General features: G+C 55.8%; 18 protein-coding genes and 1 pseudogene. 10 read left to right on the top strand and 9 right to left on the bottom strand.

Going from position 1 to position 25,490, the window contains the following annotated elements:
- Positions 1-1,065 precede the first annotated feature (1,065 nt).
- From U5A57_RS33610 to U5A57_RS33620, 3 genes are all read left to right on the top strand, one after another.
- On the top strand, positions 1,066-3,180 hold the full coding sequence (locus tag U5A57_RS33610) for a glycoside hydrolase family 3 C-terminal domain-containing protein (protein ID WP_321915978.1): 2,115 nt from the start codon (positions 1,066-1,068) through the stop codon (positions 3,178-3,180).
- Between the two features lie 639 nt (positions 3,181-3,819).
- Entirely contained in the window at positions 3,820-4,869 is a 1,050-nt protein-coding gene (locus U5A57_RS33615) for a carbon-nitrogen hydrolase family protein (protein ID WP_321915979.1), read from the top strand.
- A 166-nt stretch (positions 4,870-5,035) separates the two neighbouring features.
- Positions 5,036-5,542: a cupin domain-containing protein gene (locus U5A57_RS33620; RefSeq protein ID WP_321915980.1), complete on the top strand. Its 507-nt coding sequence runs from the start codon at positions 5,036-5,038 to the stop codon at positions 5,540-5,542.
- Between the two features lie 1,009 nt (positions 5,543-6,551).
- Here U5A57_RS33620 and U5A57_RS33625 read toward each other — a convergent pair.
- On the bottom strand, positions 6,552-7,268 hold the full coding sequence (locus U5A57_RS33625; RefSeq protein ID WP_321915981.1) for a TetR/AcrR family transcriptional regulator: 717 nt from the start codon (positions 7,266-7,268) through the stop codon (positions 6,552-6,554).
- Positions 7,269-7,388: 120 nt separating this feature from the next.
- Between U5A57_RS33625 and U5A57_RS33630 the strand changes: the two genes are divergently transcribed.
- From U5A57_RS33630 to U5A57_RS33645, 5 genes and pseudogenes are all read left to right on the top strand, one after another.
- Positions 7,389-8,579, top strand: coding sequence for an alpha/beta fold hydrolase (locus U5A57_RS33630; protein WP_321915982.1), 1,191 nt, complete (start codon positions 7,389-7,391; stop codon positions 8,577-8,579).
- Between the two features lie 498 nt (positions 8,580-9,077).
- Positions 9,078-10,255, top strand: a protein-coding gene (locus tag U5A57_RS33635) for an IS3 family transposase (protein WP_321915983.1) whose coding sequence is annotated in 2 segments (ribosomal slippage) — positions 9,078-9,345 and positions 9,345-10,255 — 1,179 coding nt in all. Because the reading frame shifts where the segments join, the coding sequence is not laid out codon by codon here.
- 89 nt (positions 10,256-10,344) lie between these two features.
- Entirely contained in the window at positions 10,345-11,649 is a 1,305-nt protein-coding gene (locus tag U5A57_RS33640) for an MFS transporter (protein WP_321915984.1), read from the top strand.
- Positions 11,650-12,473: 824 nt separating this feature from the next.
- Positions 12,474-12,698, top strand: a pseudogene (locus U5A57_RS41730) (helix-turn-helix domain-containing protein); the annotation flags it as partial.
- Positions 12,699-13,058 (top strand): cupin domain-containing protein, encoded by a 360-nt coding sequence (locus U5A57_RS33645; protein WP_321915985.1) that lies wholly within the window; start codon positions 12,699-12,701, stop codon positions 13,056-13,058.
- A gap of 271 nt (positions 13,059-13,329) precedes the next feature.
- Here the strand turns inward: U5A57_RS33645 and U5A57_RS33650 are convergent, their stop codons facing one another.
- From U5A57_RS33650 to U5A57_RS33685, 8 genes are all read right to left on the bottom strand, one after another.
- The gene (locus U5A57_RS33650; protein WP_321916003.1) at positions 13,330-14,439 is read right to left on the bottom strand and encodes a porin; all 1,110 of its coding nucleotides are present in this window, start codon (positions 14,437-14,439) and stop codon (positions 13,330-13,332) included.
- Between the two features lie 274 nt (positions 14,440-14,713).
- Positions 14,714-15,925: a MalY/PatB family protein gene (locus tag U5A57_RS33655; RefSeq protein WP_321915986.1), complete on the bottom strand. Its 1,212-nt coding sequence runs from the start codon at positions 15,923-15,925 to the stop codon at positions 14,714-14,716.
- The gene (locus U5A57_RS33660; RefSeq protein ID WP_321915987.1) at positions 15,922-17,037 is read right to left on the bottom strand and encodes a Xaa-Pro peptidase family protein; all 1,116 of its coding nucleotides are present in this window, start codon (positions 17,035-17,037) and stop codon (positions 15,922-15,924) included. The genes U5A57_RS33655 and U5A57_RS33660 overlap by 4 nt, the downstream gene beginning before the upstream one ends.
- Positions 17,038-17,087: 50 nt before the next feature.
- Entirely contained in the window at positions 17,088-18,425 is a 1,338-nt protein-coding gene (locus U5A57_RS33665; RefSeq protein ID WP_321915988.1) for an MFS transporter, read from the bottom strand.
- 1,789 nt (positions 18,426-20,214) lie between these two features.
- The gene (locus U5A57_RS33670) at positions 20,215-20,922 is read right to left on the bottom strand and encodes a response regulator transcription factor (protein WP_321915989.1); all 708 of its coding nucleotides are present in this window, start codon (positions 20,920-20,922) and stop codon (positions 20,215-20,217) included.
- A 1,014-nt stretch (positions 20,923-21,936) separates the two neighbouring features.
- Complete coding sequence (locus U5A57_RS33675) at positions 21,937-22,281, bottom strand: hypothetical protein (protein ID WP_321915990.1); 345 nt, start codon at positions 22,279-22,281, stop codon at positions 21,937-21,939.
- Between the two features lie 557 nt (positions 22,282-22,838).
- Complete coding sequence (locus tag U5A57_RS33680; RefSeq protein WP_321915991.1) at positions 22,839-23,135, bottom strand: hypothetical protein; 297 nt, start codon at positions 23,133-23,135, stop codon at positions 22,839-22,841.
- A gap of 115 nt (positions 23,136-23,250) precedes the next feature.
- The gene (locus U5A57_RS33685) at positions 23,251-23,913 is read right to left on the bottom strand and encodes a DUF3313 domain-containing protein (RefSeq protein ID WP_321915992.1); all 663 of its coding nucleotides are present in this window, start codon (positions 23,911-23,913) and stop codon (positions 23,251-23,253) included.
- 241 nt (positions 23,914-24,154) lie between these two features.
- Between U5A57_RS33685 and U5A57_RS33690 the strand changes: the two genes are divergently transcribed.
- Together U5A57_RS33690 and U5A57_RS33695 are read left to right on the top strand one after the other, a co-directional pair.
- Positions 24,155-24,811 carry a TetR/AcrR family transcriptional regulator gene (locus U5A57_RS33690; RefSeq protein ID WP_321915993.1) on the top strand — a complete coding sequence of 219 codons (657 nt, stop codon included), beginning with the start codon at positions 24,155-24,157 and terminating at the stop codon, positions 24,809-24,811.
- A 72-nt stretch (positions 24,812-24,883) separates the two neighbouring features.
- On the top strand, positions 24,884-25,468 hold the full coding sequence (locus U5A57_RS33695) for a TetR/AcrR family transcriptional regulator (protein ID WP_321915994.1): 585 nt from the start codon (positions 24,884-24,886) through the stop codon (positions 25,466-25,468).
- Positions 25,469-25,490: the final 22 nt, after the last annotated feature.

The following is a 25,490-nucleotide window of genomic DNA, read 5'->3' on the forward strand; positions in this document are numbered from 1 at the left end:
ATTGGAGATCATGCGTGTCGCACAAATTTTCCGCAGTAAGTAGGTAGGGATATCACTGCGGGCCATGACGAATTCAGTCAAGAGCGGCGCGACACACAGTCAAGCCGCAGGAAATTCGGCTGTTTACGATGCGATCTCACTCCTTGCAACTGAGGTACGAAATAAGCGGAATGCATCGAAAATCCCGAGGGCCGTCGAAACGGCATCAGCAATACTTTATCTGAGTGCATCTATCGACAAGGCCGTCGTGCTGATCGCCGCTGTAGTTCCAATGGCGCGAAGCTTGTAGCCTTCGGTAGGGCGTGGTTTCCAGGCTATCTGATATTCGGCTGAGACTGCATGGTGTTGATGTATCTGCTACTACATGAGGTTAATTATGTAATTCGGTATCCGCATTAAATATGAGGAAAGGAATTGAAGATTTGGTGCTATCGCTGCGTCGTTTTTTCTGAACTACGGAGCATTTATGGAATTACCGTAAAGTCGTGAAAATCACGGCCAGCGTGGCCCTAGCTGGAATCGTCGGTGCGTCGTGTACGCCTACAAGTATGGAATCGCGCGGATGGAGTAGGTCCGAACGAACGGTTTCTGCTCGCACGCGTCCTACAGGATTCGTGACCGGGGTTGGGATCAATTGAACCTTGGCGCGAAGTATGTCCTACCGAAGCGAACCTCGCTTTGCGCGGTCGCAATAGGGCAGTAGGGGCGCAATGCGAAGGCTGAGATCGCTGACTTCGGGCAGTCGAGCATATGCAGGCACCTTGGGGCGGGTATGGGTGCTCAGCAACGGTACTGCGCAGGTTTCTTGGTGGGCCGTCCCTAGGGATGACTGCGAGCGTTTCGAAAGGGTCGCGTGACGTTCGTAACCGTCTTCGACCGACCTCCAGAGAACATAGGCTGTTTTGAGAGCGGAGAATTGACTTGAATATAGTGCTGCGGCATACGGCGCTCGCGGGAATTTACCCTTTTGTAATATTCCTTGCATCGTGCGCATCGGGATCTCATTCCGAGCCAACTTCATCCAACGCAGATGTCGACGCGCGAGTATCTGCACTCGTTTCACAGATGACGCTTGATGAAAAGGTACAGCTTGTTCACGGCAACGGCGTGCCGGCCCAACGCATCGGCGGTCCCTTTCCGCCAGGCGTGAATGGGGAGAGCTATATTCCCGGAATCCCGAGATTGGGCATTCCGCCGATCGAGAGTGCTGATGGCCCCGCTGGAGTGACGGTTAAACAGACAAACGCGACCGCACTTCCGGCACCCGTGGCGCTCGCTGCGAGTTGGGATCCAAAGGTCGCTGCCCTTTATGGCGGCCGTATCGCGATGGAACTCCGGACGCTTGGCTTCGCAGAATCACTCTCTGGTGGCATTAATCTTACGCGCGAACCACGCAATGGCAGAACATTCGAATATATGGGCGAGGATCCTTTGCTATCTGGGAAAATGGTCGCCTCGCTAACGAAGGGAATCCAGTCGCACAAGGTCATCGGCACGATCAAGCACTATGCGTTGAACGACCAAGAAACGAATCGCATAAAAAGCAACTCAGTTGTTGATGAGCGCACGATGCGCGAGACGGAGCTGCTTGCCTTCGAGATCGCAGTGAAGGAGGGTAGGCCGGGCAACGTTATGTGCTCGTACAACCTCGTGAATGGCACATACGCGTGCGAAAATCGGTACTTGCTCACCACGGTCTTGAAAAACGAGTGGGGCTTCGTGGGTGTCGTTCAGTCCGATTGGGGTGCGACGCATAGCACGGTTAATGCTGCCAATGCTGGGCTCGATGAGGAGGAGCCGGGCGAGGTAGGCGGCGAAGCAGAGAAGGAGATTCCTGCTTTTATTCCGCATTTTAGTTCGAAGCTAAAGGAGGCGGTCGCTGCGGGCACCGTGCCGATGTCGCGCCTGAATGACATGGTTCAGCGAAAACTGCACGTGCTGATCAGCACCGGAATTATGGATGATCCTCCCAAACGGGGTGGCGTCATCGATCGATCCGCAGGTAACATCGACGCGTTGTCAATCGCGCAACAATCGTTTGTTCTTCTGAAGAACGTTGCGCCGTCGAGCGGTCAGCAGGCGGTCCTTCCGCTCGTTCCGAATAAGCTTTCGTCTGTTGTAGTCATTGGTGGGCATGCAGACGCGGGTGTACTTTCCGGTGGTGGCTCGGCCACGGTTCCTGCGGAGAATGGTAATGCGGTTGCAAATTGCCAGTACTACGTGAACACTGCCATGGGTGGGTGTGCAACCTGGTACAAGTCGTCGCCGCTCGCCGCGATCAAGGCGAAGGCGCCTAATGCAGCGGTCACGTACTATAGCGGAACGGATGCGAACGCCGCTGCCACCGCAGCCGCAAACGCTGATGTTGCGATCGTCTTCGCTACGCAATGGGAGGCCGAGGCCCGCGATCTTGGGAGCCTCTCGTTACCGGATACGAGGTCGACTCCGATCAGTGCGGAATACGATCAAAACGCGCTAATCTCGGCCGTCGCGTCGAAAGCTAAACGTGTGATCGTCGTCTTGGAGAATGGGAGCCCGGTGCTAATGCCGTGGCTCGACAACGTTCAAGGTGTGCTCGAGGCTTGGTATCCGGGCGTCCAGGGCGGTCAAGCTATTGCTGACGTGCTGTTCGGGGACGTCAACCCGTCTGGAAAATTGCCGATGACGTTCCCGCAGCGGGATACCGACCTTCCACAGCGTTTGGTTAGCCACACGGACCTGAACGTCAACTATGACGAAGGTCTATTGATGGGGTATCGCTGGTACGACGCCAAAGGAATCAAGCCGTTGTTCCCGTTCGGCTTCGGGCTCTCATATACTACTTTCGCATACTCTGCCATTACAGTCCGATCAGATGGCTCGAGCAATGTCAGAGTGCATTTCACGGTGAAGAACACTGGCACGCTTGCGGGAGCGGAAGTGGCGCAGGTCTATGCGATGTTGCCCACTGGCCTCGGGGAGCCGCCGCAGCGTCTAGTTGGATGGGCAAAGGTCGTCCTCGCACCGGGGCAAGCCCGCCAAATCATCGTGTCTATTCCTGCCGAGCGACTTGCAACCTGGAATACCGGCAAACATGCGTGGCAAATCAATCCAGGCAAGTACGTGCTCAGGGTGGGGGGCTCGTCTCGTGACTCGTCGGCATTGATGCAAGATATTGTGCTGGATTCTGGACGGCTCTAGTCACATACCTTTGCTGAACGTTGGGTTTCCTCCGCTCTTCGAGGTGTGACACCCCACGATCGCGGTGGAAATTGCATTCCGAGGCCTATGTGGTGCGCCAACCGGCGTACAGCGGGGATCTGATCGCCCACGACACGCGTGGGTCAGAGGGGCGCCGGCGAGTGGATGTTGGCACGAGTGAAATGACCTCAGCGAAACGGGAGGGGGCGCGCATCGCGCCGTTCAATTTCCCGTGGATGGTTTGGTGCCCCGCTGTATCTGCCCCGGGGCAGAGATCCTGGCCGGGGTCCGATGGGCGCGGTGAGCAGTTGACGTCACACGACGGTCAGGCTGACCGTCGCCCGATGTGTGTTAGCGTTGCTGCCATCGATCGTCCGCTGGTCGGCAGGGGCTCGCATTCCAATTGCACAAACGTACTGCAGACAATCTCCGACTAATGCGTTAGGCGGAGAAGTGGGTCGATTGGAGCGGTGGAGTCTGTGCAAAGCATAAGCTCGTCAGACATCAGCGCTGTAACTGCGGTGGTTTCTACCGGGAAGACAAGCGTAGTCAAAAAAAGTGCGGCGTACAGTCAAGCCGGAGCGAGACCTTTTCCCTACGATGTGAACTCACTACCCACTACTTGTTATGAGGATAGGAATGAGCGTAGCGCATCCTAAATTCCGCGTCGCGGCAATTCAGGCGGCACCCGTGTTCTTGGACCTTGACGCCTCAGTCGACAAGGCGGTCTCGCTGATCGCCGAGGCTGCATCTAAAGGGGCAAAGCTGGTCGCCTTCGGGGAGGCTTGGTTACCCGGCTACCCTTGGTACATCTGGCTCGGCTCTCCTGGTTGGGGTATGCAGTTTGTCCAGCGATACTACGACAATTCACTGGTCTACGGATCTGCACAGGCAGATCGTATCGCTCAAGCAGCGAAGGAGCATTCGATTGTGGTTGCCATGGGCATGAGCGAGAGGGATGGTGGCAGTCTTTACCTCGCGCAATGGATAATCGATGAAAATGGTCAGACCATCGCACGGCGCCGAAAGCTGAAACCTACGCACGTCGAGCGGACGGTGTACGGTGAGGGCGACGGAACTGACCTCACGGTGTGGCCGACTTCTTTGGGTCGCATCGGTGCACTGTGCTGCTGGGAGCATCTGCAACCACTCTCCAAGTACGCGATGTATGCGCAAAACGAGCAAGTACACATCGCGGCATGGCCGAGTTTCTCGCTGTATCGCGGCGCTGCGAATGCATTGAGTTCGGAAGTGAATATTTCCGCTTCTCGCATTTATGCTGTCGAAGGTCAATGCTTTGTCATCGCTCCAACTTCGCTCGTCAGCAAGGAAATGATTGAAATCCTGTGTGGTGACGATCCTGCTAAGCATCAACTGATTCAGGAAGGCGGCGGTTTCACGAGAATTTTCGGGCCGGACGGCGCGCTGCTCCACGAACCGTTGCCCGAAAACGAAGAAGGCATTGTCTATGCAGACATTGATTTGGGCCTCGTATCGTTGTCCAAAGCTGTAGCAGACCCTGCGGGCCACTACTCGCGCCCGGATGTCACGCAGTTGCTGCTTAATCGCACACCTGGAAGCCGGGTTGTTTATGCGCAGCGAGCGCTTCCGGAGGCCGAGATTGCGCTCGAATCTGCCGAATTTCGAAAAGAGGATGGCGCTGGCCCAGAAGGGGGCGTCGTCGTCTGATGGGAGAGTCGCCGATTGTGGCGCGGACGTATGTGCCGAGGATGCGAGGACGAACGATCGGAAGGCCTCCACAGTTTTCTCGCGAGAGCTACTAACGCATCGCTGACTTCTGTCTTTACGAAAATCCAATCATCAACACTGAATGCCTACCTAAGGGAGGAAAGATATGGGTCCACTGGCTAACGCGCAGAACGATTCGGCTGAGCTGCAAGCGAGAATCGAAAAGGCCATCAGCAAAGTCGTTCGGTTCAGCGACGTGCGTCCGAATTGGCGTCCGGGAACAGATGCAACGTCTTCGCACAGCCCATTGTACAAATACTTTGACAAAGCGGGATCAGGATTTGCAATGGGAATTCCGCCGGCCGCTTTAAGTGACGCATTCCGGCTGAGTGTCGGTGTGGTGGTTCCTGGTGGAGGTGCGTCATTGCATGACCATACTCAAGAAGAGCTTATGTTCGTGGCAAGCGGTAGCTTTGTCATATTTTTTGACGAAGCTCAGGAAAACAAGGTTTGCCTCAACGCTTGGGATGCCATTATGGTCCCGCCGAATGTTCCGCGCGGGTGGCGCAACGTCGGACAAGGGGTCGGGTGCTTTCTGAATATTAGTGAAGCGCATGACAAGATGACGCCTTTTTCGCCTTCTTCTACCGCATCTGAATCCTGCGGAATCTGAGCCAAGTCGAATTCCTATCGACGCAGATATTGAGTCCGGCCGTTGCGGTAAAGCTTTGGGCCATATCTGAAGCGCAAAAACTGCCTTCGGTAGAAATTATCGAGCGCGCAGAAGCGACGGGGTATGACTTGACGGCCCTGATGCGGTACATTGGCGGCGGGATGGGCAGGTCCCAAGTAAGTCATGCGACGGCGCACTCGATTCCTCCGGCCTAGTGGCCACCCTGGCAGTTAGGCGGAACTCTTTCTTCGAAATTGGGTATGGCGGGGTCGACGAGCGGTTTGAGCGGTCGTAGCGCGGGTGGTCCAGCATGAATGCGTCGCAGCCACGGGGCGGCTTGTGCGAAGTAGCTTGGCAAGCCTCTCAGATGCGGCCTACGCTCATCGCACACGATCAATAGCGCGTGCCGCGCGATATTCGCAGATGACCAGATCCGCAGAAACGACCTTTGCCTCGGCAAGGAGCCCGTGCTCAGCCGGCTCATACTGCGGTTTGGCAACGTGCGGTGTGAGCTGCTGTGGCGAGGCAAGTGGGTCAAGATTGCGGCCTCTGGGAGACTCGGCGTCGAGGCACGCGGCGACTTCTGCTGCAGCAAAGGCTCACTGTAAGACATCTCATCGAACCAATGCGTGAACCCGCGACCCCGGCCCGACTATGGGTCGCTTGACGGGACGGTTCAGCGCGCCCACATGAATGATGCGATAGAAGCACGAAGATGGCTGGTTCGGTCGCACCTGGCGGATGCTTGATCTCTTGCGCTGGCGCGTCCACTGTCTCAGGCGAAAAATCCATCGGATCAGTTTCGCCGGCACGTAGCGCTCGGTGCTATTCGAATATCAAGTTTGGATTCGCCTCATGCTCTATCACCAGGCGCGCCTCCGATACGTCCGGCTTTCAGGCAAGCGTGGCCCGATGTCGTCGAAACTCGATCGCCTGACCGGGATGCCTGTGCGCGGAGCTCTCGTCGGTGCCTCTATTGCCACTTTGGTCCTCACAACCTCGGTGGGGTTTACTCTGGCAATTTCTTGTCACGCCGTCGAGACGAAACTGGAGATGTGTTCACTCGGATTTCATCTGACGCTTTCACCGGGTTCCGGTGCTTATCCAAAGGTGCGCTGCCACGCGCCGATTCCGTTGGTCTCACATCTTTCGCTGGTTCAGACTCCGGGAGAAGAGATTTTGGAAGTGCCTTCATTACGCGCTGGAAGATGGATGGATCCCCGGTTGCTTTCGCAAGCACGAGCGACCCTTGAATGCGACCAACCGCTTCCTCCGCTTGAAGTGTGGCACTACGCGCGGGCACGCCGGCATCCCTCAAGACGAAGGCAATGCCTTCGATCCATTTGAGAAAGATTCGCTGGACGCTGGCCCCAATCGGCCCTTGGTTCGAGGTCAGGGCGAGAACTGCCAGAAAGCACGATGTACTCCCTCCCTGGTAGTGGTTCCAAAGATGCTCGATCATCGACTCTAGTCTTTCCTCGGGCGGCTGGTCACCGCGAAGGCGAGCGATTAATTCGTGATCGAAGACGGATTCAACCTCCTCGAGTACCGCCATGACCATCTCATCTTTTCCGTTTGGAAAATGGTGATATAGGCTTGCCCGCCCAAGCCCTGTCTCGTCGGAAATCCGCGTCAGTGTGGCGCCCTCATAGCCGAATTCTCGGAAGACACCTCGTAGTTGCTGAACGATGTCTTCGCGACTGCGTCTGGCTCGATGCTCCTTCATCTGGTGCCCTTCAGTTAAAGGTATGGGAAACCATATTATCGCACACCCGCGTTGACACCCGAACGTTCGGTACAGTAGCATGGATTGCACCGCTACCCCCTGTTTAAGGAACTTACCGCCGTGTCAAACACTATTCCTCTGATTTTTAGGCAGTCGGACGCGCAATTCACGCACGGCATGCGTGATTACTTTGGCTATTGGGATGTCGGCGTCACTGAGGCGACCAATGGTGCGTTCGCAGTCCGCTTTGGACGTGCTAACGGAAAGATGGATGGGATCGCCAGTTGGCACAGGCACGAAACCCAGTTTCGATTGCTCTACATTGTGCGTGGTTGGATGGATTTTGAGATCGAAGGCGTAGGGCGAGTGCGATTGGAGCAAGGAGATGGCATGTACCAGACGCCTGGTCGCCATAGGGAGGTCGGCCACTCGCTTGATTGCCTAATCATGGAGGTAGTCGCTCCTGCCGAGTTCCGGACCGTGGGGCTACCCGAGCCGGAGGTCACCCAGAAGGAAGGAACTGGTCGGTTCGAGTCTGCAGTGGGCTCGATCATGTACGAAATGAATGGGCCCGAGTCGGGGCCGCCAATCGTCCTCCTGCATGGCCTTGGCGGTAACCGGAGTCTTTGGGAGAGCCAGGTTCTGGCTCTTGCAGATCGGTTTAGGGTCGTGACTGTGGACTTGCCCGGCCATGGTGGGGCAGGTCCGTTGAAGCCCGGGGCATCGATCGGTGATGTCGGACAAGCAGTTGGTGCACTGGTAGAACACCTTGGCCTTCAGCAGGTGCATATGGCAGGGCTCTCTCTGGGCGCCTCAGTTGCGCTGGCGGCTGTTTCCAAGATTCCCGAAAAAATACGATCACTGGTCCTTTGCTCCGCTGCGATCTACGTTCCACCGGAAGCGAGAGGCCAGTGGGTCGCGCGCGCAGACATGGCCTTGGACAACAAAGAAAAGCTCTGGGCGCCGGTGCTATCTCGATGGCTCTCAGATGGGTTTGCTTCCGTGCACCAAGATCAGGTGGAGTCCCTTTGCCAGGCATTTCGCCAATCCGATCCGGGTAGTTACGCGGAATACTGCAAGTCGGCGTCGACGTCGGACCTGAGGGTCCATGCAGCGAAAGTGAGGGTTCCGGTATTTATCATCACCGGAAATGAAGACGTTCTCGCAGGACCACCGGTAGCGCGTGACATACAGGAGCTGATTGCGGGATCCAGGGTCGTCGAGATTCCCGACGCAAGGCACCTGCCTAACATCGAGCAGGAGCAAAAATTCAATCTACTCATGCGCGACTGGCTTAATAGCCAGGACTAGCTCACTACGGAGTAGTGTTAATAGACGCTCGCTGGAATCTGCTCTTAGTGGCAAAAGCTCTATTCGTTTCGTCGGACTTGTCGCAATGCTTCAGGGTCAGACATGCCGGAGATTGCGAAGATGCTGTGTATGTTCGGAATACCGGCGGGCTCTATGACAGACGAGGTTTCAATCGTGGTAACAGAAGCAGGAGGGATCGCTCTGCAGGCCGTGTAGTCTTTGGAATCAGTGCCTGTCGTGACTGCTGGATATCGACAGCGAATGTGTATGAAAAAATTCGAACGCCTCCTTTGATGTCCGGTATCACATCGCAGGGCTATCGGCGTGTTCCTCGGACGCAACCATAGGAAAGTTTGTCAAAACTCAAGTCGGTTACCGCAGCAGGAACCGTTGAGTATGGTTGTGGTGTTCGCGCACTTGCAAAGTAGTGTAGTGGTCTAATTTCCTCGGACAGGTCGATAGGAGGACAATCCTGAATCGACGAGGAAAAAGAGCAAGATGACAAGAAGGCGCCGACAATTTGACGCCAGCTTCAAGCTGGAAGTAGTACGGATGGTGCGAGACCAAGGGCTGTCGGTCAGCGAAGTTTGCCGGTCAATGGACCTGGTTGAGACAGCTGTGCGCCGCTGGGTGGCGCAGTACGACGCAGAGCGTGCCGGCGGCCCCGGCGAGGGCAAGCCGCTGACGGCTGAGCAGCAGCGTATCCGGCAGCTTGAGGTGGAAAACCGGCAACTGCGCGAGGACAACGCGCTGCTAAAAAAAGCGTCGGCCTTCTTTGCCCGGGAACTGAAGTGATTTACCGCCTGGTAACTCATTTGCAACAGGAGGCCGTATCGGTCAGTCACGCCTGTCGGCTTTTGCAGGTGAGCCGCTCTGGCTACTATGCGCACCGCAGCGCTGGGCCGAGCGCGAAGAGGTTGCAGGAACAGACACACATCAAGGCAGCATTCGCCGCTAGCGGCGCGAGCTATGGTAGCCGCCGCGTGATGCATGCACTGCGGGAGCAAGGGATACGAATCGGTCGTTACCGGGTGCGTACGGTGATGCGCGAAGCGGGCCTGCGCACGAGTTGGAAGCGCAAGTTCGTCTCGACGACCGACAGCAGGCATACGCTACCTGTGGCAGAGAACGTGCTCGACAGACAGTTTGAAGTTGCCAAGCCCAATCGCGCCTGGGTTTCGGACATAACTTATATTCGCACGGCGCAGGGCTGGCTCTATCTGGCGGTCGTGCTTGACCTGTACTCGCGCAGGGTGGTCGGCTGGTCAATGGCACCAACCATGCCGACTGGGCTGGTCATGTCGGCGTTGACCATGGCGCTGCAGCAGCGTCGGCCAGCGCCGGGACTGGTTCTGCATTCGGACAGGGGCAGCCAGTATGCAAGCGATGAGTACCAGGCGTTGCTGAAGCAGCATCGCGTGGTTTGCAGCATGAGTCGCAAAGGAAATTGCTGGGACAATTCGGTGATGGAGAGATTCTTCCTGAACCTCAAAATGGAGCGCGTGTGGCAGCGTCAGTATGCCAACCACGATGAGGCTCGCCGTGATATCAACCAGTACATCGTCGCTTTCTACAATCCGGTGCGCTTGCACTCCACGCTGGGCTATCTGTCGCCCGCCGCCTACGAGGCGAACCCGACAGCGAAAGAACCTATCTGCCTGTCCGAAATCAGTTGACCACTACAGTAGTTCGAATGGTGTCACGCGGATTATGGGGCCGTGGTGCGTAACTTCCATATCCACATCTTAATCTCGAGAGGAAGAATATGAGTACTGCTCATTCTGGCACGGACGTCCACGCACCGGCTCGCCAGGACGGTTTGTGGCGCATCGCATTGGCTACTATGATCGGATCCGCCATCGAAGCCTTCGATTTTATGGCTTACGGCACCGCTGCCGCGCTGGCATTCAACAGACTGTTCTTTCCGAATTTTGCTCCTTCACTGGCAACACTGGCGGCGTTCGGTGCCTTTGCCAGTGGCATGTTGGCTCGCCCCATCGGCGGAATCTTGTTCGGGCATTTCGGCGATCGCCTTGGCCGGAAATCCATGCTGATGCTGAGCTTGTTGCTGATGGGTTTCTGTACGGTGCTGATCGGCCTGCTGCCAACCTATTGGACAATTGGCATTTGGGCTCCGGTGCTGCTGATCGTGTTGCGCATTTTCCAAGGTCTGTCGATTGGTGGCGAGATGGGAGGCGCCATGCTGATGGCAGTCGAACACGCGCCACCGAAGTGGAAATCTCTGGTCGGTAGTATGCCTCAAATGGCCGCGCCCATCGGCATATTGATGTCATCGGCGGCATTTGCCGGTGTCACGGCGTTGCCAGATTCTTCATTTCTCCTTTGGGGTTGGCGCATTCCCTTTTTGGCTAGTGCCTTGTTGATCGTGGTCGGCGTGTTCGTGCGTATGCGTATCAGTGAGTCCCCGGCCTTCTTGGAGGTAAAGGCGCAGCAGCGCACCGCGTCGTTGCCGGCATGGAACGTGATCAAGACGCATTGGCGACCGCTCGTCCTAACGATCTTGGGGAAGCTGGGCGAAACGACGCTGATCTTCACCATCCTGGTTTTTTCGCTCTCGTACGCTGTCAACCAACTGAAGTTCACGCGGTCGGAGGCGTTAAGCGCACTGTTGTGGGGAGCGGCAGCGATGGCCTTGTCCATTCCGCTGTTCGGATTGGTTGCGGACAAGGTTGGAGCTCGTCGGCTGTACTACTTCGGCGGCACCCTGTTGGCAGTAATGGCAGTGCCGTTGTTCAAGGCCATAGGTAGTGGCTCGTACTCTGCCTACGTCGTGGCCACCATTCTTGCGTTAGCACTGAATTACGCGATTCTCTTCGCGCCGCAATCGAATCTGTACGCTGCACAGTTTCCCGCAGAGCTGCGCTATTCTGGCATGTCGATGGGTATCCAGTTCGCGTCGGCACTAGGCGGGGGACTTGCGCCGATTATCGCCGCAACCCTCGTGGCGAAGTATGCGAGTATCGTGCCAGTCGGGGTGTATGTGGCCGTGCTGGGCGCGCTTGCCGCGACTTCGGCCTATCTGATGCGGCCTAGCTTCAACGAGCGCTGACAGAGAGCGCCGCTGTGTCTGCCGGTACCCCGTGGGAAGTTCAAAACCCCCGTGGCTCGGCCCGCCCACCAACTCCTTCCAAGCCCCAAGAGTGATGTGCCCGCTTCGAGCGCCAGTCGCCTAGACTGGGTCCTGACCACCGAACCGATGGTGCAGTCAGCGTCTGCAAATTCGGCTTTCCGTCACGGCTTGCGGATTGAACCATCGCGCGTTTGCCGTCATCCAGTTGTTAGTCCGCAAAGGGTAGTCAGCAGGTGTCTGATTGGAAAGGGAATTTATACAAGGCGGCAAAGCAGACCTGCGCCAGGCCCAGGTGCGTCTAATCGGGAAAATGCACGAACGTCTATGACACCCCTTTCGGCAGGCTGTAGCACATCCTCACCGCTCATCGTACAAGCACCGCCATTCTTTCGAAAGCTCACCGGATCGCTCTAACGTGAAGCCTCTCTGGGGCAGGCAGTGTTGTACCTTAGCCTCCGCGTAGTAGCATCGCTATCTGGCGCAAGCCGTCTCGCTCAACTTTGCAGAGGTCGCTTACAATCCTACTGGACGCCGTTCCCGGGCTGGCGGCGGTCAAAGCCATCAAGTGGGCGATTGGCCGAGCAACGGCCAATCTCGGATGTCGAAAATTGAGCCAACCCGATTGCGCCTGCAAGAGCTGCTGTGGTGCTGAAGGACGGTAGAGAACGTGTGGCCATCATCTGCGGAGTCCGGCATGGAGCGTGGCGCTCGCGTTGTGCGTGTACATGACATACTCGATAGCTGGTGCATATTCGATCAACGTAGTGACGAAACTCTGAATGCTTTGAGGAGGCGGGGCGGATTTGACTATCAGATCAACGGCAATCCATCAACAGGATGCGTCATTCACTATTGGCCCCCGACTTAGGGCGGCGCGATTGGCGCAAGGTCTCACGCTTCAACAGGTCGCGGATGCTGCCAACGTAACAAAGGGGTACTTGTCGCGTCTCGAAAGAGACGACATCTCACCAACTGTCGGAACTCTCGTAAATCTGTGTAAGACCCTCGGTGTGGACCCGGGGGCCCTGTTGACCATCGAGCAGGTGGAGGTCGTCTCGTTTGGAAGCGTCATTGTGGGTTCAAACGAGGCGCAAGGGATTAGGCATAGTCTGTTGAGCCCGGCTAGCAACAAGCTACTGTCGCTCACCCATACCACAATGGAACCCGGTGCAAGCGCTGGCGAAGAACTGTACCCAATGTTCTGCGAGTCGCAAACGGCGTACGTTCTGAAAGGAAAAATCCGTATCCAGTTTTCGAACAAGGTTGTTGATTTAAATGCAGGAGATGCAATAACCTTTCCTGGACGTGAACCTCACACCTACCATAATTTGGAAAAATCCAAATCTGCTGAATTGATTTGGGTCATGGTGCCGTCGGTTGGACGGTAAAAATTTTTGGCATGTTGCGGCGGGCATTTGCAAGAAGCACGCCTACCTGGTCTGTTCGCGCCGCTTCTTTTGAATATCACGTCAATAAACGGCGTCGAACACGCCATTTACACAAGCATCGACGTTGCGTTGGAGTATAGGCAAGTCCCGGTACTCGCTGAAGCACCGGGACTTAGTCATCGCTTAAATGGCAAATTTCTGTCCGTAATTGCGTAATTCAGCCACTCATGCAAAATGACCACGTGATCAGTGAAGCGTGCAAGCGGCCAGATCAAAACACGTGACTAATGCCAACATGACCGACGACCTGCTTACCATTCGAGGACGGGTTGAAACCGGCAATTTGTGCAACTGCACCGCCACTCGCCTTCTGGACCGCGACGATTGCGTAGAGTGCAGTACGTTTGGAGACCTGGTAGTTGGCGCCAATGTTGAACTGCTGGTATCGCGGCTGCTGGTCTGTGGCGTGGTTTCGGCCGTCGGTGAGCGTATAGCCGCCGAAGAGTGCGAGCGCGGATGTTGCGTTCCAGCTTGTCGCGAGTTCGTAATTCTGAAATTTCACATCCTGTCCGTTCCCAGCACCCTGCTGAAAATTGACGTCAGTGAAGTTGCCGAGGATTCTGACTGATCCGAAGGCATATGACGCGCCGACACCGAAAATCTGTTGACTGCGAGCGTTCTGAAGATACGTGCCGTATACGGAGTTCACATAGCCTCCACCGCTCTGATAGCCGAACACGGTTGTCTGCGGATCGTTAACGCGAAGATAGGCAATTGCGGCAGAAAACTGTCCCACAGAATAGTCCACTCCAGCGCTATAGCTCGAGCCGTTTGAAAATTGCCCGGGTTGTCCTCCGAAGGAATACAGAGCTTCGACGCTGGCGCCACCAATTTTTGGACTCGCGTATTTAATCGCGCTCGGAATCGAGAACGTGTAGTCCAGGTTGTCCACGTCGTTCGGATGCGAGAAGTACCATCCACCGTAGTTAACGTTCAGAGAAAACGACCCTACCATAACGGTCAAAGGGGACCATTGGCGACCCAGAGTAAGAGTTCCGAGCCGTTCATCCTTGATGCCGACGTACGCTTGCCGACTGAAGCCCAATCCAGAACTTAGTGCGCCATTTGTCGCGTCGAAACCGCCCTCCACCTTAAAGATTGCTGACTGCCCCTGACCGAGATCCTCGTTGCCAGTCAGACCCCATCGCGTAGGGATCCCGACCGCGCTAGCCATACGGTACTGATGGGCGCTACCAACATTGCTGGCGAAATCAACGCCCAAGTCAATAGACCCGTAGAGGGTCACGGAGCTTTGCGCATGAACGACAGTAGAAGTCATTAGCGCTACGCTGACACCTATGATTCGCTTTTGATTAGTAATGCAAAATATTAGCGACGAGTGGAATTTATTATGCACGGCTTTCTCCTCAAAAATGCGCTACTAAATAATAGATGGAATCGTCAGGATGTGTGGTTACGTCAGTTCAAAAAAGCGCCTGCACCGTTTTCGCGAGGAGGATTTTCATCCATAAATGGTAAATAATTGCGAACCTTGGCGCATGTGCAGATATCCAAGTTCAAGTATATTTTTGGTTTTTCACAATCATAGAAACGAAAAATGGCGCACGTCTGTATATGATGGATTTGACAAGCAGTCACCGCGAAGCCACGCGAAGTGCATGACCCATTGTGCTGAGCGTCTCCTCAAGTACCGGATAGGGGGTACCAAAGTTCAACCTCAAATATCCGGAACCGCACTCCCCAAAATCAACGCCTTCGCTAGTTTCCACCCCTGAAGAACGCAACATGAATTCGGCTGGACGGTCGCCAATCTGAGCCCGACGAAAATCAAGCCACGCGAGATACGAAGCAAATGGTCGATGGTAGACGACTCCCGGGAGATGCTCCGCAACCATATCTGATAGCCGGCAGCGGTTTCGGTCAAGGTAGGCTAGTACTGAGTTTAACCACGCTCCACCGTTACGATATGCTTCCGTTGTCGCCCAAAGTCCTGCAGTGCTTGCGCCGTGAGCAAGCATTTCAAGTAACCGCTTGCGTATTGGCATGTCCGTATCGTTCGAGACGATCAGATGTGCGGCCTTGATACCGCCCAAATTCCAGCCTTTCGTGGCGGATACGCCAGTCAGCGCATGGTTCTTCGCAACCTCGGTGACGGAAGCGTATGGCGTATGGCAGTGAAGCTGACCGTCGTTGTCCCGAAATGGATAGACGAGAGGTGCATGAATCTCGTCCGCGAAAACGCGAGCCCCGTACCTCTCCACGAGTTCGGAAAGTGCGACGAGTTCGTCGCGGGTGTAAACAGTTCCTGTTGGGTTATGTGGATTACAAAGTATCAGAAGGCGAGCCCCCAACCTGAGTCCACGCTCGATATCCTCGAGGCTCAAAGTCCAACGGCCGCCTGATTGACGAAGTGGGCTCTCGATTACCTTCCTCCCGAGCAATCGTGGCACTATCAAAAGTGGCGGATAGGACGGGGTCGGTACAATAACCGGGCAGCCGGGCGCGCTGAAATACGCAAGGCAAACCTCAAGGGCTCGAAGAAGATCGCCGAGTGTTATTACCTCGTCCGAGGAGATCCGCCATCCATAGTTGAGAAAGAGATATTCCCGAAGCGCATCCGAGGCAGCATCAAGCGCCTTAGGGTGAGCATATCCAAGGTCGCCGCGCATGGCCGATGCCGCATGTGCAGCTGCTATGTCGGCCGCCGGATCAAAATCCATCTCTGCGATTGCCGCTCCGTATTGCGCGCCTGAACTGGACCATTTTGCGCGCTTTAACTCTCTAAGATCCCGGGTGCTATAGTTCTCAAATAGCGGAGACGAGGTGTTATGTGATCCTGAGATCATTTGAGAATTATTCCTCGGTCGAAGTTCGTTAGACGTTCATGGCCCCGATCTGTGATGACGATACTTTCAGAAATATTGAGGCCACGCGCGGAGATATAAGCGTGAAATGTCATTCCAGCCTCGAAATGGAAGTCGGCGTTGTGAGTGACCTCTAGCTTTTCGTAGGTGTTAGGCCAGAACATCATTCCGATACCGTAGAAGGTCTTGTTCGGATATTGGTCGACCCATCCGGTCTTTACAACGCCTTCACGCACTATCCGGTCCGGGACCGAACAATGCACACCTGCTCTAATCGTAGCTAAAGCCTCATCTTGAATGTCGACAAATCGACGGTAGGTGTCGACCATGTGATCGTCGTGTTGGCCGACAACAATGGTGCGCATGCAACGAGCATGATAGTTTTTCTTGTGTGCGCACATTTCAAGGAAAACCAGATCATCGTGTGAGATGACACGATCTTGAAAGCAAGAATGGATATGGTATGCACGTTCACCCGATGCTAGTGGCCCGGGCTCCGCCTGATCACTACCTCCTCGCAAGCCGGCACTAGCTGTCGCGATCATTAGGTCCCTCTCGGTTGCACCAGGAGATACAGCGCCGATTCCAGCCTCATGCATCAGGGACACGGCTTTTCCAGCTTCGCGCATATAGGCAATCTCAGCTTGGGACTTTATAAAACGAAGCGAATCGAGTTGCGTACCAAGATCAATGAAACTTGCGCGAATCGCCCCTCTGACGCGATCCATTATTGTGGTGGTAGCACGCCACGATGCCCCGTCGAAGCCGACGCGCCCTTTTACAGACAGTTCGGCCATCGCACGAATCACGACATCTGGAGCGGATTCGCCGTCGTACCATAGCAGGTATTTGTCGAGCCACGCCGCGGTATCGTTGAAATGAAACTGTTCCGCCTTTCGAAGCACTGTGAGAGGGAGGCCTGAGCTGGGGACGAGAACACATTGAAATGAAGTTCCGTACCCTAATGTGTAGAACCCTGTTAGGTAGGTTACGAGCTCAGGTTCAAACACGAGCAGATAGTCAAGCTCATGTCGAGCCATATATTTCTGCGCGTTTTCGAGTCGAGACTGATATTCAGCAATATCGAACCACATGTTTTCTCTTCTGGGTTGGTGAAGTCTATAGGAAGGAAAAGTGCCGGCGGTTATCGCTCGGCGACCGCGGTCTCGAGCGATTCATTGCCCATGACCGCGTCATGATCTGCAGTGAGGGACTTGGTTTCCGGCATCATTGACACGCCGACTAGTGCAAGCACTGCCATGGCCATCTGGTAGTAAGCGATCGTGAAGCTGCTGCCTGTTGCCTGAGTAAGCCAACCCACGATGAACGGCGCGGTTCCTCCAAACAAGGCTGTGGCTACGTTGAACGCCAAGGTGAAAGCCGTAAAGCGAACCGATCGGGGGAAGAGGACGGTAAGGGCAGCGGAGTATTGCGACGCGTTTGGCGCAAGCGCCAAACCGGCTAGTATCGCTGCAGCAAAGACGTACGTTTGGTTTCCTGATTGAAGCATCATGACCATCGGTACGCTGAAAACGAGATAGATGATCGGAGATGCCGCCAGTAATACTCGGCGCCCAATCCGGTCTCCCAAGCGTCCGAAGATTGGTATAGCGACCAGCATCGTAACCATGACCAACACACTCAACATCAGAGCGGCGTCCCCCGACATCTTGAGGTCGGTTTGTAGGTAGGTCGGCAAATAGGCCAGAATGAGATAGTAGGCGCTGTTTCCGAACGCTACCAAGGCGGCTGTTAGGAACATGGGCCGTGCGGCTCTTCTAAACGAATCCGCCAGCGGCGAGGCAACTTGCTCTCCAGACGCTTTCATTTTCTTGAATACGGGAGAATCCTCGAGGTTTCTGCGTAGTGCGACTGCGAGGAGTCCAAGCGGCAAGGCAATCAGAAACGGTAGTCGCCAGCCCCATGCCTTCCATGCGTCAGCGGACAGCACGTGCATCAGACCGATTACGATAGCTGCCCCGGACAGGTAGCCAAACAGCACGCCAGACTCCAGGACACTTCCAAAGAGCCCTCGCCGGCCAGACGGTGCCACTTCGGCCACGAATGTGTTTGCGCCGCCATATTCCCCGCCCGCCGAAAACCCTTGGATCATGCGCGCCACGACAAGGAGCACTGGGGCGGCCACGCCAATCTCGCTATAGGTCGGGAGCAGGCCAATCAGAGCCGTTCCTAGAGTCATCAGCCCGACGGTCAGCATGAGCATGTCCCGACGGCCGCGGCGGTCTCCTAAGGAACCGATGATGATGCCGCCGATTGGACGGATCAGAAAGGAAAGGGCAAACACTGCGAATGACGCTAGCGCGGCCGCAACCGAGGAGCTCGTCGGGAAGAAGTGTGTTCCGACTGTGATTGCGGCGAAGCTGTACACGCCATAGTCGAACCACTCGATGACATTACCCAGCGACGCGGCGGCCAACGCCCTGCCGCCTGCTGCTCCGCCTCTAACATTGTTCCTGTTCATATGTTCTCCAAGTGTCCCCTTCATCATTCATGTGGTGTATTTCATGAAACTACTGTTTACTATTGTGTAACTCCTCCGGCGATGTCAAGCAATATCAAAATTCGAGGGTGACGCCCCCGGCACGTCGCCGTGCAGGGCGGGAATTTTCGTTCGTCAGGCGGGTACGCTTGCTTCCGCTGGCGTTACGACGCGAGTAGCTTTCAACGTTGAGCTCGAGGATCGTCGAGCGATCGACCAGGGTCATCGATGGCGGCCACCGTCATCGACGGATCGGGGAGCACGGTTCTAGGCGTGCGACGTTCAGTTGGCGGTAGCCATGATCGCAGTACTCCCCTCTGGCTATGACCTAGCTGCATTGGTTCGCAAACATGTGCCGAACTTCGAAAGCAACTACTCGAAAGCTTTTCGTATGGTTCGCAACCACTGGAATGAGGTGCCGTGCCGGGGCGTAGCGTAGTTCGGAGGGGTGCAATATGTCGCGGACAATCGCCAAAGGTCTTGGATGTGACAGGCGGGCTCACGGTTGAGATAGTGCGTGCGCCGCCGGACAATGCGCTCGCGCGATGTCGCAGAGGCCGCCCTGAAGGCCGGCTCCATCGTGTTGATTGCCGACAAGCGTCGGGCTGTTGCGGCGATCAAAACGGACGACCGTATTGAAAGCGACCATTTTGAGGGACGCCACTCGGTTGGTCGTTGATGCGAGCAAACGGAAATTGATGTGGCTTGAGTCGAATTCGCCGGAGCACGGGCCTGTGTCTATCGCAAGGCCACGCGAGCCGCGACTGGAGCAGCCAGCTACGTGTCGTGATCACGATTCCACGGTAAGCGTGGCACCAGCGTCGTCGTGAGTGGAGATCGTGACCTTCAGACTGTCGTGCCGAGCCGAGGGGCAACGACTCACGGCGCGAGTTCGCTGATGCGATTGCTAGCGACGGAACGTCGTCCTGTAGAAGGAATCCCCATCGCTTGCGCGCCGGGCGGGAAGAATGTCAAATTCCGCTCCATCGAGGCTCGCGCCTTTCTGCGAATGCACGCACGCCGTCAATTGCGTCTGCCGACTCGAACACTGGTGCAATATGGTTTTTCTGACGTGAGGAACGTCTCTTCGTTCGCCCAACCGCACGATTTGCTCGCGATTCGTTTCCTTGTGGTCGCTGCCAGTGGCCCGTCTTCGAGGATGCGATCACTTGGATCAGAGGGAAGTTATAGTTGAAATTCAGTAGACGCATCGCGCGTCGTCGAGCCATGGCATCCGGCAACTAGATGAGCACTACGCCGCGCAGCCACAAAGTGCATGCAGGTCTGCAAATGCCAACGGGATTTTCACTTGTACGTCAAGTCCGGATTTCGCGATCTATCCATCCTTGCAACGACAATCACTAAGCGAAGCACGTGACGGGATGAGGGGGGATAAATGATGAACAGAGAGAGTAGATCGGGGCGGTAGCGGGCAAGCTCGTTCAGGATGTGATGACAATGAGTCTCACTGGATGAGTCATTGCTGTGTTTGGTCGCGCCGCCAAGGCAACCGCACTGACCGAAGCGGGCACGGGGGCCGGCACATCCACACAGTGCATCACGCTGGCGCACCGGTGCGACGCAGACGCTACTCGAATGCCCTTCGACGCTTCGTGATGCATTCGATACCCGCATCCGTGCAACCTGTTCTTACGAGCGGCTTGTGGAGGTTCGACGCGAAAGGAGGCGCCATTGCGCTGGCTTCTTGATCAACTGCGCACCCCGGGATATGAGGCGCGAAACGAGTGGCCATTTAACCTCTTCCGAGCATTTATGACGAGCCCACCGCAGCTGCATCAAGCTTGTCAAGACGATAGCCGTAGCCGTAAATCGGGACGATACAATAGCCGTTCTCTGGCCGAAGTCCGAGTTTGACTCGTACGGTGGAAATGTGTGTATCGAGCGTACGCGTGGGAATGTCAGTCAGCTGCTTCCAGACCGTCGCGCGGATTTGAGCTCGCGATAGCGGGCGCGCAAGATTGCGAAAGAGTAGTAGCGAGAGCTGAAACTCCTTCCGGGTAACCGGTAAGCATGTGCCGTGGCGAAAAAGCTTACCCTCCCGAATATCGAACAGGTACTCGCCAAACTGCTGCGAGGTCGCCGCCGCTTCCTGCTGGAAAGTCCGGCGCAAAAGCGAAGAGACGCGCGCGAGAAGCAGGGAGGCGGCGATCGGTTTGGTGACGTAGTCATCGGCGCCGGCATTCAGCGCATGGACGGCGTCCTGCGCGCCCGTGCGGCTTGCCATGAAAAGCACAGGCAGATTCGAGTCGACGTTATTGCGGATCCAGGCAAGTACAGCATCACCCGGAATGTCAACGACGTTCCAGTCGAGCGTCACGAGGTCAAAGGTTTCCCGTTGCATCCGTTGAATCAGCGCGCCGCCCTCGGCAAACACATGGCAGTCGTGGCCGGCAGCGGTCAGCGCCTCGTAGACGAATCGCGACTGGCCAGGGTCATAATCGAGAACCGCGATACGCATAGTGATCAAATCCAGGATCGTAGTCCTTAGGCCGCAATTTCACTGGGCAGCCGATTCGTACTGACTGATCGAACCGGCGAATTCTCACTGGACCGTTGACAGATGTATGTGTTATCGATTTTTTCAGTGCTTGCAGCTGCAAGGACATCCGCGATTGAGGCGGCGTTCATCGGCGGGCGGCCATACATTCGTTGCGATTGAAGGTTCGCTTCTGGTCCTGCGGAACGAAGCGTCGATCCACAATGCAGCATCGTGGCCGCGGGTTGCGGCTTTTGCTTTTGGTCGATGTGCACACGAGCCGCCATTTGCCTGAAACACGGTACAACGTTGAGAATGCGACGCGGGAGCGAAGGCTTGAACTTTTCATTATGGCGGGAATGTCACAAGGATAAAGAAGGATGAGCTGAAAGGAGGGTAGGGAAATCCTGAAAAGAAATGGCGCCGGTACGCTTGCACCTGAAAGCGCTCACATGCGCATGGAAGCGGAGATGAGTCAACGTCAACGTGGATGTCCGCGGGTGACCAGCAGCTTTGTGTTCCGTAGCTCGTACAGGCGATCATTGATATGAAACGGTATCCGATTTCTTGAGAATCCCGTCCGGTCCGAAAATAAAGCTGACGGTGGTTCTGCGGACATTTGTCGTTGCGTACGGTCCGAAATTTGAGATCACTCTGTCCCAAAATGGCGGCTTACCCGTGAAGGTGTAAACCAGAAACGTCGATCCATCCGGTAGGGTGGTTGTTGAAGACGGGGTTCCCAGCCTCCAGATTGCGTATTGCTGAGTTGTCGCGCCGATTGTGAATTCCGAAATACTCTCTGGTTTGACTTCACTTTCTGTCGCAGTCGCAGCACACCCTGCCAGCATGCACGTGAACGCGATTGACAGAGTCAGACTGGCTCTCAGGCGTCTCATTACCTACCTCCAAATAACTTCCAGCGGCTTTTTACTTGTGCAAACGGGATTCTGGACAAGTATTCTGCGGTTGAAATTCGATCACAAAAACAAATGGCGTTTAGTGTATTGTCTTGCATCGACCATGTTGACCTTCACCAGACACGGCTATCGGACTCGTGTGTACATCAACGCGAGACGTCAGCGAACCTGTCGAGCGCATTGCAAGGGCATCGCTTTCGGGGAGCGTTCCAAGCGCAAGGGAAAAATAGGCAAGACCTGCAATCAATCCGGCAGTTGCGCCTACGAAAACCTCGAAGGATTCTGCCCGTCGCATGAGGGAAATAGAGGCCGCGATGAGCGATAGAAATGTGGTCGCCAGCCCTATTATCCAGAACATCGAATACGCACTCGACCAAAGCAGATCGAGAATCGCGCCCACGTCCTGGCCAATGATGTATGCCATCTCTCTGCGCTTGTCTTGACGGTCGGAATCGGGCCACACGGGAGTGGATAGAACACTCAGCTGCTTTGCGATATAAACCCGAACATCACATATCGACGGAAATATTCTCCAAACCGACAGAATTCACGGTTGATTTTCAGATTGGCTCAAGGAAATCTGATTCTTGTGTATGTCGATATTGCTGGTAGATGGAAATCCTTCGGTGAGTCCTGGCACGTCGCCAGAAAATACCATTGCGGTAACGAGCACACAAAAGAGGGCCGTGAGTACCGGGATCGTGCAAACCAGTAGCCTGCGGGATGTCCGCGCGGCGCCGGGCTGGAGTTGGGAGGAAGCATTCATCGTGAAAAATGGCCTGTATGGATAGCGTCATCGGACGGGTTATGACTGCCTGATCTCACATCAACTTTCCTTCAAAACGAGGAGCCCAGCAGTCGCAGGTTTGTCACCAGTACGGTTGAATCAAAGTTGGCCAACTACTACGCGATACACGCAGAGTAAGATCCGCCATAGTGCGTCTGCCACACGCCTGAGCCAGCGACATATAACTGGCCAACTCAATTTCTGGCTTCGCGATGCAGCTGTCGCGCTTCCCCTGATACGGAGAGTCCTTGTTGCGCAACGGCCGGTTGACGTGTGGTTACATCGTGCGCTTCAGGATAGAAGTCAATGAAGACCACCATGTAAATCAGTGCGGCGAACAGTCCGGTCCACGTTGCCCATAGGTCACGCGCTTCGGCACCGGCAAGGAAATGAAGCGGAATGCCAACCAGCAGATAAGCGGCAACGAACACCAGCGCCACCATAACGGGCGAAGGGAGGGGCAGTGCGAAGAGGGACGCGATTCCAGGCATTGGACGCTCCGTCAGCCGATTTGGTTACCTACGAGACCGGATGCACGGCAAGGGCTTTACGCGCACAGTGGCTCCACGCTACTGATCCACCGTGTCGCGCGATGTGTGTTCTTGCTTACCGGAGCTCAGCGACCAACGCGTCGGCGCCCTTGTCGATCCCTGCTTTCGCCGCACCGAGTGAGCCAAAACTCGCGACCAGGTTCATGGCGTTTGGATACTGCCTTGTTACATAAGCATTCAAAAGCTTGTTGTTCGACGCGTCGTAAATCTCGACTGCGTACGAAACGGAGCCGCCAAACATCGCCTTACCGCCGCGAACGGCCTGCACACCGTTATAGACGTTTCCGCCGATATCGAAATGTGTGAACTGACCAAGCACGGGTTTCGTGGTCTCGGCACCCGTGAGGATCAGCTTGACGCGAAGCGTGCCCCGACCGGGCTGCGTAGTCGAGACAAATCTCGTCCCGAGTCTCTGTGTGAAAGACTTCTGGAGGTAAATGGCCAGCGTTGCCCTGTCGGCGTCGCTCATGTCGCCGAACTGGCTGTCAGCACCGTTATAGACGGTGACCGTGTCGACGATCACCCTGGAGTAGGCTTGCCAGTTCACCGTCGTCGAGTAGTTATACGGGATGCGCCCGGTATCGTCGTGGGCATTCGCCTTCAGGTACGAAGACGACGGAATGCCGGAATAGGCGACGGGTTGAACACCGGCACAACCTGCCAGCGAGAGAAACGACAGCGCGAAAAGCAGGTGGCGAACATTCCTGGTGATTGTCATTTTGGGTCCCATGAGAGATACACGGCGGCAACGGCATAAACAAAGGCGTCTGGGCGGTTTGATCTACGACGTCAGCAGGTAATCTCCGCTGTCTTCGCGGAATAATAAAGCCGTCCAGACGGTTCGTATTTTATGCAAGGTGAAGAACTGGAGCGAAGTCTAGCACGAGATACAGAGAAAGCAAAACGTCTGGACGGTTTTTTTAACGAGCCGTATACTCCCTCTCCAGGATGCAGATATTGTGCAAGTGGGCTACAGGAAGCAAGGCACGTTCGATCGCGCCATTTCAGCCTTCCATAACTTTGGGGACAAACTTTTGGCCAGGCAGGAGCGTTCAGAACAGACCCGCAATGCGATCATCGAGGCGGCGTTGACTGTCCTAGCCCGCGATGGGACTGCGAGGCTGACATTCGAGGCTGTTGCCCGGGAATCAGGCCTGAGCAAGGGGGCCGTCACGCATCACTTTCGCTCGAAGGCTGATCTGTTCAAGGGCGTGCTCGCGTATCGCAACGACAGTTTCGAGCAGTTCCGGCGCAACTATCTGCAATCGCGTCCGAAGGATGCCCCACAGCAAACGCTCTCACTCGAAATCGCGGCATTGCGCCAGATGGTGGACGAGAACCGCTCACCTGCGCGGGCAGTCCTTTCGATCCTTGTGGATGACCCGAGCCCAATGGCGTTTATCCGGGAACGATTCGCCGGGCACGTCCGGCAGATCAGGGAAGAGGCCGCCGATCCTGAACTCGCGCTGTTGCGCTGGGAGGCGGCATGGGGCCTCGCACTGTATGCGCTGTTCGGCCTTTCCCCCTTGTCGGACAAGGAGCGCGCTCATCTGTTTGACCGACTGCTTGACGATGACGCATGGACGCGGTTTATCAAGATACCAGATGGCAACTGATACCCCGATAACCGATGAGGTTGCGACCAGGAAGTTGCAACTGACACCAGACATTCCAGTGAGCCGCCAATAATGGATAACGCGACCCGCTCAGAACGGTCCCGAAACACGGCCCTCAAGGCCGCTCTGACCATCCTTTCGAGGGATGGCCTCAACGCACTTACCTTCGATGCACTCGCCCGCGAGAGCGGCATCAGCAAGGGGGGGCTTCTCCATCAGTTCGGCACAAAGGACGGAATCCTGCTGGCATTGCTGGAGTTCCAGAGGCGGTACCTTGAAGAGTTCGCACTCGGATACCTGAATTCCTGCGATGCTTCGGTAAAGGAGCCGGTCCTGCTCGCGCAGATTGCCGTGATGCGTGAAACTGCCAGCCAGCCACATTCCGCCAATCGTGCCGTACTGGCTGCATTGGTCCAGGCACCGGAACTCCTGGAAACCATTCGGGGCGCTCACGCTGCTGATCTCGCCGAGGTCCGCAAGGAGTCAACCGATGGCGATATCGCGGTGCTGCGTTGGGCGGCGGCGGTTGGCATGGCCTTTACCGGGTTGATCGGGCTGTCGCCACTGTCGTCGGAAGAGCGCGAACGGCTTTTCGAGCGGCTGCTCGATGAGCCGTCGTGGACGAGCCTAAGTGCACCCGGGTCGCCGTCAACCTAGGGCAGTGCACTGTACGCGTTCC

The organism is Paraburkholderia sp. J11-2 (assembly GCF_905220185.1).
Lineage (GTDB): Bacteria > Pseudomonadota > Gammaproteobacteria > Burkholderiales > Burkholderiaceae > Paraburkholderia.

Excerpts from the sequence above, each read along its gene's own strand:
- U5A57_RS33670 (WP_321915989.1), bottom strand. The coding sequence starts at position 20,922 with ATGCGTATCGCGGTTCTCGATTATGACCCTGGCCAGTCGCGATTCGTC.
- U5A57_RS33655 (WP_321915986.1), bottom strand. The coding sequence starts at position 15,925 with ATGATCTCAGGATCACATAACACCTCGTCTCCGCTATTTGAGAACTAT.
- U5A57_RS33640 (WP_321915984.1), top strand. The coding sequence starts at position 10,345 with ATGAGTACTGCTCATTCTGGCACGGACGTCCACGCACCGGCTCGCCAG.
- U5A57_RS33685 (WP_321915992.1), bottom strand. The coding sequence starts at position 23,913 with ATGACAATCACCAGGAATGTTCGCCACCTGCTTTTCGCGCTGTCGTTT.
- U5A57_RS33625 (WP_321915981.1), bottom strand. The coding sequence starts at position 7,268 with ATGAAGGAGCATCGAGCCAGACGCAGTCGCGAAGACATCGTTCAGCAA.
- U5A57_RS33610 (WP_321915978.1), top strand. The coding sequence starts at position 1,066 with ATGACGCTTGATGAAAAGGTACAGCTTGTTCACGGCAACGGCGTGCCG.
- U5A57_RS33620 (WP_321915980.1), top strand. The coding sequence starts at position 5,036 with ATGGGTCCACTGGCTAACGCGCAGAACGATTCGGCTGAGCTGCAAGCG.
- U5A57_RS33680 (WP_321915991.1), bottom strand. The coding sequence starts at position 23,135 with ATGCCTGGAATCGCGTCCCTCTTCGCACTGCCCCTCCCTTCGCCCGTT.
- U5A57_RS33665 (WP_321915988.1), bottom strand. The coding sequence starts at position 18,425 with ATGAACAGGAACAATGTTAGAGGCGGAGCAGCAGGCGGCAGGGCGTTG.
- U5A57_RS33695 (WP_321915994.1), top strand. The coding sequence starts at position 24,884 with ATGGATAACGCGACCCGCTCAGAACGGTCCCGAAACACGGCCCTCAAG.
- U5A57_RS33660 (WP_321915987.1), bottom strand. The coding sequence starts at position 17,037 with ATGTGGTTCGATATTGCTGAATATCAGTCTCGACTCGAAAACGCGCAG.
- U5A57_RS33675 (WP_321915990.1), bottom strand. The coding sequence starts at position 22,281 with ATGGCATACATCATTGGCCAGGACGTGGGCGCGATTCTCGATCTGCTT.
- U5A57_RS33615 (WP_321915979.1), top strand. The coding sequence starts at position 3,820 with ATGAGCGTAGCGCATCCTAAATTCCGCGTCGCGGCAATTCAGGCGGCA.